Source organism: Enterococcus sp. DIV0183 (assembly GCF_050541505.1).
Classification (GTDB): domain Bacteria; phylum Bacillota; class Bacilli; order Lactobacillales; family Enterococcaceae; genus Enterococcus; species Enterococcus faecalis.
Map to the genome: position 1 here is coordinate 1,861,180 of NZ_CP172932.1, position 15,373 is coordinate 1,876,552.

The following is a 15,373-nucleotide window of genomic DNA, read 5'->3' on the forward strand; positions in this document are numbered from 1 at the left end:
TGAGCCAAAAGCGCTCAGCTAATGCCTCAGCCTCCTGTGATTATTTTTGAGATTGGATATATTCGTCTAATTGTGTTTGCATTTCTTTTTGAACTTTATCCCAGCCAGCTGTTTTTAGGTCATCCATTAATTTTGGAAGTGTTTCTTCTGGATCAACAGTTCCTGTATTTAAGCTTGCTGCGTAACGGTTCATAACTGTAGCAACGTTAGTGATTTCAGTTTTCACTTTATCATTTACAAAAGTAAAACCAAGAATTGGTGAATCTTTTGCTTCTTCGATGCTCTTATCACGTTCTTTAACCATTTCTTCAGTGACAGATTCTTCTGGCCAAATGATTAAGTTGTTTCCTGTGTTCCAAGCACTCAAGTGAGTTGTTGGTGTGTAATCTTTCAATAATTTCACACGATCATCGCCAACTTTTTCATATTGTTTGCCTTCTTCACCATAAACAAGTCCGTTTAACAATTCTGGATTGCTGTTTAATAAACCTAACAATTCAACAGATTTTTCTTTGTTTTTAGACGTGTTTGCAACAACATAGTTAGCCATTTGCGCTTGTGATGTTGTTTTTAATGGTTCTGTTAGTGGACGAGAAACAAGTGGTTTGCCAGCAGCTTGTGTTAAGATTGTATCACCATAATCCATAGGTCCTTGTGTTTCTTGACGCATGAACCAAGTATTGGTATTTAAGTCATATGGTGTTGTACTTGTAGCAGCATCTGTTGGAATCAAGCCATCTTTATACCATTGATGTAAGACTTTTAAGTTATTAATCATGTCTTTGTCGGCATATTGGTTAATAATTTTTGGTGAGCCAGTATCAGTTGTTTTCACTGCAAATGGATATTGGTTACCAATAGGGAAGTCATAATTACCTGTTGCAAAGAATGTTTGGCCGATAGCAAAAGCAGCAATATTTGGTTCTTTTTTATGGAATTCTTTTAGAACTTCGGTTGCACTTTCATAACTACCATCAACTTTACTAATATCTAAATTGTATTTATCGACATATTCTTTATTAAAAGTTAAAACTTGTTGACCGTAAGAGTTACCTAAAATTGGGAACGCATACAGTTTTCCATTGATCGTATTTCCTTTAATATAGTTATCTGGTAATTGATCATAGGCTTCTTTGGCATATTTAGGTGCTAAATCAGTTAAATCAGCATAGGCGCCTTTTTGTGCATTCGTTGCATAATTTTGTGCTAATGAAATATCATAGCTTTCACCAGAAGCAACGATTGTTGACATTTTTTGGTCCCAATCGCCCCAACCAACAAATTCCATTTTTAATTTTGCCCCAATTTTTTTCTCGATAATTTTATTCGCATTATCGATTAATTGGTCATAATTATCTGGTTTGTCCCCAACACGATACATTAATAACGTTGGTGTACTATCATCACCTTTTGACGCTGCATCTTTTGAAGATTTACCGCACGCGCTTAGTCCTACAGCTAAAGCTGCTGCGCCAACTACGGCTAATCCTTTTTGCCATTTTTTCATTCCTTATTTCCTCCTGTACAATTTTATTCTTTCACGCCGCCGATTGTTAAACCACCCACGAAATATTTTTGGAAAAATGGGTAAGTTAACGCAATTGGTAACGTAGATAAGACAACAATCGCCATTCGAGCCGATTCACTTGGTAGAACGCCTAACCCTTCTTGTGCTGCTGCACCCATATCCGTACTTCTTGATAAGAACTCTAAGTTGTTTTGAATTTTCATCAATAAATACTGTAATGGTACCAAGGTATCTTTTTGAATGTAAAGTAACGCATTGAACCAATCGTTCCAATAACCCAAAGCCGCAAACAAACTAATTGTGGCAATCCCTGGAACGGCTAGCGGTAACACAATGCTGACAAAAATGCGCATTTCACTTGCGCCATCAATACGTGCCGATTCAATAATACTGTCAGGCACGGTTTTCTTGAAAAACGTTCGCATCACTAAAATATTAAATGGTCCTAAAGCTAAAGGCAAAATTAACGCCCAAATTGTATCTTTCAATTGCAATAAGTTTGTCATTACTAAATAGTTCGCAACCATCCCTGGTGAAAATAACATTGTAATTAACGCAAACAATGTAAAGAATTTTTTAAATGGAAAGTTGGAACGAGAAATGACATAGGCATATAATGACGTCATTGTTGCATTGACAATCGTCCCTGTCACCGTAATGAAGACCGTTACCCCTAAGGCATGAATAATGCGTTGACTCATTGCCCCTTGGAAAATGTAACGATAGGCCTCCAATGAAAATTCTTTTGGCCAAAACCGGTAGCCGTTTGCTGCTAATGATCCTTCACTTGTCAATGAAATCATAATAACAAAGAAAAACGGAACCACACAGGAAATAGCAAAAATCGCAATGACAATATTGAAAATCAAATTCGCTGTCGGGTTGAAGGATCGAACGTTAACGCTAGTGACTTTTTTCTTTTTCATAATCCTTCCTCCTAAAATAGTGCTGAATCTGGTTCAATTCGACGAACAACTAAATTCGCAATTAATAACAAACATGCCCCAACGACAGATTGATATAACGCTGCAGCTGCCGTCATGCCTACATCACCAGTAGCCGTTAAGCCATTGTAAATATAGGTATCTAACACACTTGTCACGTTGTAAAGCGCACCTGAGTTTCTTGGTACGATGTAGAACAAACCAAAGTCTGCTCTGAAGATACCGCCGATGTTTAAAATTAATAAAACAGACATCATTGGCAAAATTTGTGGAATCGTAACATTTTTTATTTGTTGCCATTTGTTGGCACCATCCACCATCGCTGCTTCATAGTATGTCGGATCAATCCCCATCACAGAAGCATAGTAGATAATACTGTTGTAGCCTAGACTCTTCCAAACATTTAGGAAGACAAAAATTACTGGCCACCAACGTGGATCTGCATACCAGTTAATCATTGTGCCGCCATTACCAGTAATCCATTGATTCAAAATCCCTTTATCTGGACTTAAAAAGGCATAAACAAAATAGTTAATAACCATCCAAGATAAGAAATATGGTAGCAATGACATCGTGTGATAAACTTTAACCAAGCGACGATTTCTTAATTCACTCATAATAATAGCAAAAGCAATCGCGAAGAATAAGTTAAAGGCTAAAAAGACGACATTGTACAAAATGGTGTTTCTAGTAATTAACCAAGCATCTTTTGACGCAAATAAAAATTTAAAGTTTTCAAAACCAACCCAAGGACTTTCTCTTAGACTAGCTAAGAAACCATCTGGTGAAATATGAAAATCTTTAAATGCGACCACATTGGCTAAGACTGGTATATAGAAGAAAAATATAAACCAGATAAATCCTGGTAACGCCATAAGGATTAAGGCCTTATAACGCCATACATTTTGAAAAAACCCGTTTTTCTTCTTCATTCGTTTCGCTCCTTTCATAAATATAATAGCGTTTTCATAATATCTTTTTAAGGAACAAATTATAGGATTTGAGAAACAAATTATAGATTTTGTGTCATTTTAAGGTAAAAATTTACCGAAATGACTGTTCTTTGTGAAAACGTTTATCTGATATTTTTTTTACAACTGTTTAAGAACCTTAAAAACAATTGGCTAAACCTCACTCATAAAGCGATTTTGCTAGCGTGTATTTGTTTTATAAAATCTGAGAACTTGATAGTTTCACAGAGGATATCCTCTAATTATTTTTGAGGAGGACTATTTTTGAATTTTATCCGTAAAAAACACTAGAGCAATTCGTTTAATTGTAGTTTATTTTTTTGCAGTTTTAATGCAAGCTGGTTCTTTATTATTACTAGCTATTTCACTACTATTTTTCTATTTGCCTTTATGCACACACAATATGTTGGATTTCTTGTTATAAATCAAAAAGAGTTGACGACATAGGTCATTTTGACCTATGTCGTCAACTCTTAAATTTTCAGCTAATTAGTCGTTCTAAAACAATCGATTTTGTTTACTCCTCTTTTTCTTTGTTTCTCTTTATAACATAGAGAATTAATACAATTAAGATCAGTCCTACACCCAGATACGCAAATATTTTTTGAACTTTTTCTCCTGTTTTTGGTAAATAGGATGATTTAGACGTTTCTTTCTTGTTTATGGCAATTTCATTTTTACTATTTTTTGTAGGTTTGTTCTGGTCTGTAACAACTTTTTTTGTTTCCTTTTTATTTTCCGCTGGTTCTTCGGGTGTAATAGGTACCTCTGGTTCTTCTGGTGGATTGATGCCATCACCTACTTTGGCTTTGTTAAGAATTGTTTCGCCCGCTTTCGCTTCTTCATTAACGATCACTTTGAAGCGAATACTCCGCTCTTTTGTATCAGTGATACTTGGGTATTCCGCTGTGATTGTGCCGTTAGTTTCTTTCAAGCTGGTTGGTTTTGGTTCATCACCGACACTTGTTAGGCTATCTTTGACATACGTCAGTCCTTTGGGTAGTTGGTCTGTGATAACTACTTTGTTTAGGACGCCGTTTTCGATGGTGTTGCGGAAACTGATTGTGTACTCGATTTCTTCCCCTAGTTTTGGTTTAGCGTTATTAACAGTTTTTGTTGCGGTTAATTTGCCTTCTTTTACTTGAGGTGTGATTGGTTCTTCGGGCGTAATGGGCACCTCTGGTTCTTCGGGCGGATTAACTGTGTCATCTACTTTGGCTTTGTTGAGAATTGTTTCGCCCGCTTTGGCTTCTTCGTTAACGATCACTTTGAAACGAATAATCCGCTCTTTTGTATCAGTGATACTTGGGTATTCCGCCGTGATTATGCCGTTGGTTTCTTTCAAGCTGGTTGGTTTTGGTTCATCACCAACACTTGTTAGGCTATCTTTGACATACGTTAGTCCTTTGGGTAGTTGGTCTGTGATAACTACTTTGTTTAAAACGCCGTTTTCGACAGTGTTGCGGAAGCTAATTGTGTACTCGATAGTTTCGCCTAGTTTTGGTTTAGCGTTATTAACGGTTTTTGTTGCGGTTAGTTTGCCTTCTTTCGCTTCTGGTACCACCGGCACCTCTGGTTCTTCGGGCGGATTAACTGTGTCATCTACTTTGGCTTTGTTGAGAATTATTTCGCCCGCTTTCGCTTCTTCGTTAACGATCACTTTGAAGCGAATACTCCGCTCTTTCGTATCGGTGATACTTGGGTATTCCGCTGTGATTATGCCGTTGGTTTCTTTCAAGCTGGTTGGTTTTGGTTCATCACCAACACTTGTTAGGCTATCTTTGACATACGTTAGTCCTTTGGGTAGTTGGTCTGTGATAACTACTTTGTTTAAGACGCCGTTTTCGATGGTGTTGCGGAAACTGATTGTGTATTCGATCGCTTCCCCTAGTTTTGGTTTAGCGTTATTAACAGTTTTTGTTGCGGTTAATTTGCCTGCGTTCGTTTCTGGTACCACAGGCACCTCTGGTTCTTCGGGCGGATTAACTGTGTCATCTACTTTGGCTTTGTTGAGAATTGTTTCGCCTGCCTTAGCTTCTTCGTTAACGATCACTTTGAAACGAATACTCCGCTCTTTTGTATCAGTGATACTTGGGTATTCCGCTGTGATTGTGCCGTTGATTTCTTTCAAGCTGGTTGGTTTTGGTTCATCACCGACACTTGTTAGGCTATCTTTGACATACGTCAGTCCTTTGGGTAGTTGGTCTGTGATAACTACTTTGTTTAGGACGCCATTTTCGATAGTATTGCGGAAGCTGATGGTGTATTCGATAGTTTCGCCTAGTTTTGGTTTGGCGTTATTAACGGTTTTTGTTGCGGCTAGTTTGCCTTCTTTCGCTTCTGGTACCACAGGCACCTCTGGTTCTTCGGGCGGATTAACTGTGTCATCTACTTTGGCTTTGTTAAGAATTGTTTCGCCCGCTTTCGCTTCTTCATTAACGATCACTTTGAAGCGAATACTCCGCTCTTTTGTATCAGTGATACTTGGGTATTCCGCTGTGATTGTACCGTTAGTTTCTTTCAAGCTGGTTGGTTTTGGTTCATCACCGACACTTGTTAGGCTATCTTTGACATACGTCAGTCCTTTGGGTAGTTGGTCTGTGATAACTACTTTGTTTAGGACGCCGTTTTCGATGGTGTTGCGGAAACTGATTGTGTACTCGATTTCTTCCCCTAGTTTTGGTTTAGCGTTATTAACAGTTTTTGTTGCGGTTAATTTGCCTTCTTTTACTTGAGGTGTGATTGGTTCTTCGGGCGTAATGGGCACCTCTGGTTCTTCGGGCGGATTAACTGTGTCATCTACTTTGGCTTTGTTGAGAATTGTTTCGCCCGCTTTGGCTTCTTCGTTAACGATCACTTTGAAACGAATAATCCGCTCTTTTGTATCAGTGATACTTGGGTATTCCGCCGTGATTATGCCGTTGGTTTCTTTCAAGCTGGTTGGTTTTGGTTCATCACCAACACTTGTTAGGCTATCTTTGACATACGTTAGTCCTTTGGGTAGTTGGTCTGTGATAACTACTTTGTTTAAAACGCCGTTTTCGACAGTGTTGCGGAAGCTAATTGTGTACTCGATAGTTTCGCCTAGTTTTGGTTTAGCGTTATTAACGGTTTTTGTTGCGGTTAGTTTGCCTTCTTTCGCTTCTGGTACCACCGGCACCTCTGGTTCTTCGGGCGGATTAACTGTGTCATCTACTTTGGCTTTGTTGAGAATTATTTCGCCCGCTTTCGCTTCTTCGTTAACGATCACTTTGAAGCGAATACTCCGCTCTTTCGTATCGGTGATACTTGGGTATTCCGCTGTGATTATGCCGTTGGTTTCTTTCAAGCTGGTTGGTTTTGGTTCATCACCAACACTTGTTAGGCTATCTTTGACATACGTTAGTCCTTTGGGTAGTTGGTCTGTGATAACTACTTTGTTTAGGACACCGTTTTCGACAGTGTTGCGGAAGCTAATTGTGTACTCGATAGTTTCGCCTAGTTTTGGTTTAGCGTTATTAACGGTTTTTGTTGCGGTTAGTTTGCCAGTTACTTGTTCGTCTGCAATTTTCGCTTCTACTATATTAGAAGTTTCGTTGACTTTTGCAGATGTTAAAATATCTACTGCCTCAACGGTTGCGCTATTAGGCACTAATTCATTTGCTTTTGCTCGTTCATTTATCCGCGCTTTAAATTCGTAAATTGTTTCAGCTGTATCAGCTTTGTAGCTACCTCCTTGTGTAGCAGTTGCACCATTGCCGACACGGACTATAATTTGTTTATTGGTTTCATCATATTCAGCTTGATCATCGCCTGAAGCATCCGTTTTTTCACCAGAATTTGGTCCACTAATAATTTTTAAAGAGCCTGGCAAATAATTTAAGCGACCATCTAGTGCATCCTTTGAGACTGAATTTATCGCTTCTGAATCAGCTTTTGTATTTTTTAGTGAGACACGATACGTGATTGTTTCACCAACTTTGTAAGTTTCTTTTGGTTCCACAATTTCTTTCTTAATTTCAAATTCAGGCGTTTCTGCGTTTACAGCAAAACCAATCGCATTCGTAGAATAATCGTCACCACTACTTGTTGTTCTAAAATTAATTTGGTTTTGTCCAGCATTTAAAACACCTTCGGGAATTGCCATACGATCGATATCAATATCTAAAAAATTAGGATGATCCGGCGCAAATTTTCCTGGATACTTGTCTACCATATGTTCATCGTTATCTGTCACAGTTGCGTTCATAGCATTATTAACTGGATTGAGCGTGTTCGAAATATTTACCCAAGTTCCTGCGCTATTTTTAATTTGTGCGTTGTCTCCAGTCCAGTATTTATCTCCTTGAACAGTAAACCAGGTCACAATTGGATCAAGATTTCCTTGTTTTGCTGTTAAAAAGTTGCTCATAGTAAATTCATTATTAGTTCCAGCAGCATTGCCACGTGCTCCATAGTAAATACTAAAAGCTCTTGACTTACTTGCCTGATCCTTTGTAACAACAAACAAACTCCAACCACTAAAGTTATAATATTGATATTGACCATTTAAACTACTTGTCATAGGAATATCTGCCAACGTATAACTCCCTGTCGCACTTTTATCCCCTTGTAAAATTGAAGTTACATCTGCATAATTAGAAAATCCAGTGTTATTGTACCCGAAACGTTGTCCTGGGTTTGTTGCATCTTGATCGATACGATGGTACCTTTGGGGCGAAACACGCTGTACGGTTCCATTTGGTGTTGTAAATTGAACTGGTGCACTAATTTCTTCATCAGAAAGATTTGTTCCGTAAGCAGGGCCTTTATATCTAGATGCACTCCAAAATAAGCCCGCCCAAGCAATCTCTTTTGCACCATTTAAATCAATATAAGCCCGACTAGAGTTATACGTATTTGGATCATTGTCAACATCTGCAAATTCTAAAGGAAAATTGTTAATTGCATAACCACTACTTGCTCCTCGTGTGTTTAAAAATGTTTGCGCAGCCGCCGTATTTTCATTCGCAATTTTTAAGTTGGTATTTCCCGTTGAAAAAAGTTCTCCTTTATGAACGCTTTGATAAATCGGCGTATTAAACCCCCGACCAGGTGTTGGTGGCACTAACGGACCAGTAGGTTGCGCCTTTAATGGAGGTTGCTCAGGACTTTCGGTAGCCTGCGTTAGTGCTGTCTCTTGAATACTTTCTGTCGCCTTTCCTGCTTCAGGCTTTGTTTCGTTACTAGTAGTTGCGGTCATTTCATTTGTAGAAGAGACTGTTTCGTTTGCCTGATTTTCTACTTTTGTTTCTGAAGTTTCCTGTTTTTCCTTCGAAACCGACTCTTTATCTGCTAGTATATCTTTACTAGGTAAATCAATTACTAGTGTTCCTTTTTCATTATCTTCTATTAGTACGCTGACCAATAACTTGCTCGACGATTTTGTAGTTATTTGCCCATTTATGGTAATCTTTCTTGTCGAATTTGGTTGAAGGTTAAGCAGTTTAATATCGGTTGTTTGATCTTTCTCATTTGTTTCAACCTTTGCTTGTTCTTCTAAAGACGTAGGTCCTCGCTCTTCGCTTAAAGTATCTAATACAAATTTGATTGGACTATCATTGTTATTTTTTTGTTTTAAAATGAGATCTTTGATTGGTACATCTCGCGTATTTGTTACTTCGTAAGTGACCGTTTTAATATCTTCTTGAGACGATGTATCTTCTATTTTCCCTATTACTTTGAGCCCGTCTTTTTCAACAGTCTTCTCAGCATCACTTGTTACTTCTTGAGCAAATGCGTTCATCATTGGTAACAAATTTAAAATAAACAGCATGGTAATCATAAGGTAACTCACAAAATTTTTAACTGCTTTATTCATTTACATTCTCCTTCGTTCTTTTCATTTACTTAAACAAATCATCTTCAAACAACTTTTACAATTACTAATTGTTTCTCAACATCCACCTCCATAAAATACTTTTCAACCTTCAATTCTTTCTTTATTTAGCTACAACAACTTTTTTTAACGTACGATTTTCCGTTTCTCCTTATAATCAAAAAGTAACACATTATATTAGCTAAAAAAAGAAAAAAACCCGATATTTCAACAAAAAATCGTGAATTAAATAACACGTTTTATATGAAGCAAATATATTGACTTTCCCTAAAAAAATACAAACATAGGTAAGTTCTAGCTTTAAGAGTAATTTTTTTATTGTTTTCCCTTTAATAACATTCGTTCTAAATTGTTTTAAAAACTAAAACTTTTTTCATGTAATTTTCATTACATTTACCAAAAAAAGAAACTAGCTTAGCTACATTTGCTATTGCTAGTTCCTTTTTTTAATTGTTTTACTTTTCCCCTAAAATTTCAATCCAACCATAATAATATTCAATATATTGGTTTTCCTCTTCTAGTTGTGTCAAGATATGCTCTCCGACAACGATGCCTGTTTCAAATCCTTGTTTTGCTAAACGCTTTTTTACTTCTTCGATATTATTCAAACGGGTATCTTGTGTATTGACTTTTAAAATGAAGCCTTTGTATTGGCTACTTGATTCTTTGAGCCAAATCACTTTATCTAAACTTTTTTTATTCACATGATTTGCCAAACAAATCCCATACGTCAGTTCATTGGATTCACTTAAATCCCCATAAATACCTAAAGTTGAAATGTGTTCCATGTAAACTTTCATCTCTTCTGGATCCTCAATATCAACAACAACAATTTTATCAAAAGGAATTGGTTCATCTGAAAAAACCAATGTTTCTAAATCAATTAACGCGTGTAAATGTAATTTTCTTTTCTTAATTTCTTTGTATTTATGTTGAAGCCTTTTTATTTCTTGCCCCAGTTGTTCTTCTGTTGCTTCCATGGTGGCATAGAGATCGGTAGGTGTCTTTTTATATAAATTCAACATATCTTTGATAGGAATCCCCATTTTTCGATAAAAATCAATATCATATATTTTGAACAAATCTTCTAAATCAAAGGTTCGATATCCGTTTTCTTCATTGCGTGTTGTACTAATCAACCCTTGCTCGTCCCAATAACGAATCGTGGACTTAGGGATATTTAACAACTCAGAAACATCTTTTATTGTGTAATTTTTTTCCATACTGTTCCCTCCATCAAAAAGTTTAGCATTTCTACTGTTGACATTCAAGTTACTTGAACGTGTACAATGACTCTTTGTAACAGCTAAAACGGTATTGTTTAAGGAGGAAATTTCATGAAATTAATGAAAGAGTTTATTAAAGAAAATAAATGGATTGTTCTTGCGACAACTTTAACCATCTGTTTGCAAATCGCAGGAACCCTTGGCGTCCCTAAATTAGTTGGCAAGTTGATTGATGTGGGCATCGTTAGCGGTGACCAACAAGTAATTAAAACGATTGGCATACAAATGTTTCTTGTGGCATTCATTGGAACAATTGCCGCAATTATTTCTAGCTATTTGTCTGCTTTAGTAGCTGCTAAATTTGGTTTTCAAGTTAGAGGATTGTTCTTTAAAAAATTTCAACAATTCTCGATGAAAAATGTTGATAAATTTGGTTCAAATTCTTTGCTAACTAGAATGACCAACGATGTAGATAATGTTCAAACAATGATTGTGCTATTTTGCCAATTAATCTTTCCAGCGCCTATTATTAGTTTATTTGCCTTAGTGATGACATTTTCTTATTCAGTTTCACTCGCTTGGGTAACATTGGCTTCCATCGTATTTTACTTAGTCGTTGTTTATTTTTTAATGAAAAAAGGTACCCCTTTATCTTTAAAAATTCAACCAAAAATGGATCGAATTACTACGACTTTACGAGAGTTCTTTACTGGAATTAATATGATTCGTGCGTTCAATAATCAAGATTTTGAAGAGCAGCGAACCAATCAAACATTTAAAAATTATGCTGAACGCATGAGTAAAGTGAATCAAATCTTTGCTTGGATTACTCCCGTTGCCTTTTTATTAATGGGCGTTGTGTACGCCTCTATTTTGTGGTTTGGCGGTAATTTAGTTGCAGTAGGCACCCTACAAATTGGCACCGTTACAGCTGTGATTGAATATACGCTTCTAACTTTGGCCTACTTAATGATCGCGGCTATGGTATTAGTTGTCATTCCACGGTCCGTTGCTTCCTTGAATCGCTTGCAAGAAGTTTTGTCAGAAGAAATTGAAATTAGCGATCCTCATACTGAAGCAACCATTGCTTATCATCCTGAGAAAGCCTTGATTTGCTTCGATCACGTCACGTTTCAATACACAGAAACAGCTGATCCTGTTTTAGAAAATGTTAGTTTTGTCATTCCTAAAGGAAAAACAACGGCGATTGTTGGTGCAACTGGCGCTGGTAAAAGTACTTTAGTTAAGTTACTTTTACGAATAAATGAGGTCACAGCCGGCACGATTAGCTATTCTGGCACAGATATCCGCTCATTATCTCAGCAAACGATTCGCCAAGTCATCAGTTATGTGCCACAAAAAGCCTTTCTTTTCAGTGGGACAATCTTATCAAACTTATTAATGGGAAATGCCGAAGCAACTACAGAAGAAATAAGAACGGCACTAGAAATTTCACAATCTTCTGAATTTATCGATTCCTTACCACAAGGGATTGAAAGTTTCGTAGCACAAGGCGGGTCCAACTATTCTGGTGGTCAAAAACAAAGAATGTGTATTGCACGAGCCTTAATCAAACCGGCAGATGTTTATATTTTCGATGATAGCTTTTCCGCATTAGATTACAAAACTGATGCCGCTCTACGTGCCGCTTTACATGCACAAATGGCGGACAAAACTTTACTCATTGTTGCTCAACGGTTAAGTACAATCATGAACGCTGACAATATTATCGTCCTAGATGAAGGAAGGATTGTTGGTCAAGGCAGCCACGCTGATTTACTTACCACTAATAGCTATTACCAAGACTTTGCTAAATCGCAAGGTATCTTACCCAAGTAACTAAAGAAAGGATGTGACCGCTTGAAAGAAAATTTTCTTTTCAAGCTATACAATGAAAAAAACAATGAATCTTCAAAGCTTTAAACGTTTCTGGAAAATGATTAAACCTGAGCATCCAATCTTTTATGGTCTAATGATCTGCAGTTTAATTGGAAACTTATTAATTGTTGCCATGACCTATATTATGGCAATCGGGATTGATAACCTCTTAGAAGCTATCAAGCGTGTCGGGCTCAAAGGCATGACACTTTCTTTAGTTGAAGAAGCGCTCTTAGGTCCCGTCTTACTTTTAATTCTCTTTTCAATCATTAGTAGTATCACTTCTTTTATTCAGGAACGAGCAATGGCTTCTTTAAGCGAACGGGTTACTTTAAGAATTAGAAAAGAAGTGACAAAAAAGTTTAAAACTTTACCAATGGCCTTCTTTGACAATCACCAAGTGGGCGATATCATTAGTCGTTCAACAACTGGCTTAAACCAATTGTCACAAGTTCTTTTAACAGGCATCAACCAATTTTTCACTTCCGTCGTGACTATCCTTTTTGCAGGAATCATGTTGTTCTATATTGATGCAAAATTAACCATTTTAGTGTTGCTCCTAATTGGCGGCAGTACTTTCATGACGACAAAAATCGCGAATAAAAACAAGGTGTTTGCTGATCAAAGTCAAGCTGAATTAGGTCAATTAAATAATAAGATGGAAGAATATTTAGCAGGAAATTTGGTCACAAAAACCTTTAATCAACAACAAAATGCTGAAAAAACAATTGATGCTGTTAATCAACAACATTATCGTGCCTTTAAAAAAGCACAGTTTCTAAATTTTGCGATTTATCCAGCTATTCGTTTTATTAATCAGTTGGCTTTTATTATTAGTGCTATCTTAGGCGCAATGCTCGTTTTATCTGGTGGTATTACGATTGGTTTCTTGCAAGCGTATTTGCAATATATCAACCAAATTTCTGAGCCGATTTCTACCGCTTCTTATGTCATTAACTCAATTCAAGCAGCGATGGCTTCCATTGATCGGATTTTTGTTATCTTAGATGAAGCTGATGAACAGCCAGAAGCAACTCATTTAGAAACTATTTCTTCTCCTAAAGGAGCCATTGAATTTAAAAATGTTCAATTTGGCTACACACCAGAAAAAATTTTAATGAAAAATGTTGATTTTTCTGTTCAACCGAAAAAAACAGTGGCCATTGTGGGACCCACCGGCGCTGGTAAAACAACATTAGTCAACTTATTAATGCGTTTCTATGAAATAAATCAAGGCGCCATTACTTTTGATGGGATTGATATTACGAAACTTTCTCGACAAAATCTAAGAAATTTATTTGGCATGGTTTTACAAAACACTTGGCTATTTGAAGGAACCGTAGCAGATAATATTGCCTATGGAAAAAAAGATGCTTCTCGTGAAGAAATAATTGAAGCAGCTAAAATTGCTCAATGTGATCATTTTATTCGGACCCTTCCTCAAGGATATGATACAATTATTTCTAGCGAAAATGGTGCATTATCACAAGGGCAACAACAGTTATTAACCATCGCCCGAATCATTTTAGCAAATCCGCCCGTTGTTATTCTCGATGAAGCAACTTCGAGTGTGGACACACGAACAGAAGCCCATATTCAAAAAGCGATGGAAACTGTCACAGAAAATCGAACAAGCTTCGTTATCGCTCATCGATTATCCACAATTGAAAATGCTGATTTAATTTTAGTGATGAAAAATGGCGATATTATTGAAAAAGGAACGCATCAGGAACTATTACAAGCTCCGACTCTTTACGCCAGCTTATATAATAGTCAATTTCAAACCACTTAAAAAGAACTGGAACAAGTCATTCTTCTTTTGACTCGTTCCAGTTCTTTTATTGCTTAGAAATATTGAATTCCCATTGCTTTTTTGACTTCTGTTAAGGTTTGTGCTGCCACTTTTTCAGCAGCAAGACTTCCTTTATGCAACATTTCCATAATCGCTTCTGGATTTTTAGCCAGCTCTTCACGACGTCGACGAATCGGTGCGAGTTCTTCTTCTAGGACATCAATTAAGTAACGTTTAATTTTCACATCTCCTAAACCGCCATGGCGATAGTGCTCTTTTAATTCTTCAATATATTCTTTATTTTTCCCAAAAACATCCAAGTAAGTAAAGACCATATTTCCTTCAACTTGTCCTGGGTCCTCTATACGAATATGATTTGGATCGGTATACATACTCATTACTTTTTTCTGTACCACTTCAGCTGGATCTGAAAGATAAATACCATTGCCTAAAGACTTACTCATTTTTCCGTTGCCATCAATTCCTGGCAAGCGTCCCATGCCTTTTGGTGGTAACACAGCTTCCGGTCTAACTAAAACTTCACCGTACGTCTGATTAAAACTATGCACAATTTCTTGCGCTTGTTCCAACATTGGTTTTTGATCTTCCCCAACTGGGACTAAATTCGCTTGAAAGGCAGTAATATCAGCTGCTTGTGAAACGGGATATATAAAGAATCCTGTCGGAACACCTTCCCCAAATTTTTTTTGCTCAATTTCTGCTTTGACCGTTGGATTCCGACGAACACGTGACGTGGTCACTAAATTTAGATAGTACATTGTTAATTCAGCTAACTGTGGAATTTGCGATTGGATAAAAATTGTTGTTTTCGTAGGGTCTAAACCAACTGCTAAATAGTCCAAAGCAACTTCTAAAACATTGGCTGAAACTTTTTCGGGATTTTTTGCATTATCTGTCAATGCTTGTAAATCTGCAATCATGACAAATAATTGATTTGTAGGGTCTGCTTGCATTTCTACTCGTTTTTTTAAGGAACCTACGTAATGTCCTAGGTGCAATTTACCAGTTGGACGATCACCTGTTAAGATAGTATTCATTGTCTACACACCTTTATCGTTTACTTTCATTTATTATTTTACCTTGTTTTAAAAAGAATGAATAGTAGGCAATAGAATATTTATTGATTCTAGATAATCGAAGAGACTAGAAAGATTGC

At 36.8% G+C, this 15,373-nt stretch carries 8 protein-coding genes; 2 read left to right on the forward strand and 6 right to left on the reverse strand.

Features of this window, described 5'->3' with window-relative positions:
- Positions 1 to 40: 40 nt before the first annotated feature.
- From IGK72_RS09175 to IGK72_RS09195, 5 genes are all read right to left on the reverse strand, one after another.
- On the reverse strand, positions 41 to 1,507 hold the full coding sequence (locus tag IGK72_RS09175; RefSeq protein WP_023894523.1) for an ABC transporter substrate-binding protein: 1,467 nt from the start codon (positions 1,505 to 1,507) through the stop codon (positions 41 to 43).
- 23 nt (positions 1,508 to 1,530) lie between these two features.
- Positions 1,531 to 2,454, reverse strand: a complete 924-nt coding sequence (locus IGK72_RS09180) for a carbohydrate ABC transporter permease (RefSeq protein ID WP_002359877.1) — start codon at positions 2,452 to 2,454, stop codon at positions 1,531 to 1,533.
- 11 nt (positions 2,455 to 2,465) lie between these two features.
- The gene (locus tag IGK72_RS09185) at positions 2,466 to 3,422 is read right to left on the reverse strand and encodes an ABC transporter permease (RefSeq protein ID WP_002356852.1); all 957 of its coding nucleotides are present in this window, start codon (positions 3,420 to 3,422) and stop codon (positions 2,466 to 2,468) included.
- A 538-nt stretch (positions 3,423 to 3,960) separates the two neighbouring features.
- Complete coding sequence (locus tag IGK72_RS09190) at positions 3,961 to 9,282, reverse strand: isopeptide-forming domain-containing fimbrial protein (RefSeq protein WP_430619603.1); 5,322 nt, start codon at positions 9,280 to 9,282, stop codon at positions 3,961 to 3,963.
- Positions 9,283 to 9,755: 473 nt separating this feature from the next.
- Positions 9,756 to 10,571, reverse strand: coding sequence for a MerR family transcriptional regulator (locus tag IGK72_RS09195; protein WP_002383586.1), 816 nt, complete (start codon positions 10,569 to 10,571; stop codon positions 9,756 to 9,758).
- 66 nt (positions 10,572 to 10,637) lie between these two features.
- Here IGK72_RS09195 and IGK72_RS09200 point away from each other — a divergent pair, with 66 nt between their 5' ends.
- Together IGK72_RS09200 and IGK72_RS09205 are read left to right on the forward strand one after the other, a co-directional pair.
- Entirely contained in the window at positions 10,638 to 12,365 is a 1,728-nt protein-coding gene (locus IGK72_RS09200; RefSeq protein WP_222821629.1) for an ABC transporter ATP-binding protein, read from the forward strand.
- Positions 12,366 to 12,417: 52 nt separating this feature from the next.
- Complete coding sequence (locus IGK72_RS09205) at positions 12,418 to 14,196, forward strand: ABC transporter ATP-binding protein (RefSeq protein WP_002389946.1); 1,779 nt, start codon at positions 12,418 to 12,420, stop codon at positions 14,194 to 14,196.
- 53 nt (positions 14,197 to 14,249) lie between these two features.
- Here IGK72_RS09205 and trpS read toward each other — a convergent pair whose 3' ends face one another.
- Complete coding sequence (gene trpS, locus IGK72_RS09210; protein WP_002362895.1) at positions 14,250 to 15,254, reverse strand: tryptophan--tRNA ligase; 1,005 nt, start codon at positions 15,252 to 15,254, stop codon at positions 14,250 to 14,252.
- Between the last annotated feature and the right edge of the window lie 119 nt (positions 15,255 to 15,373).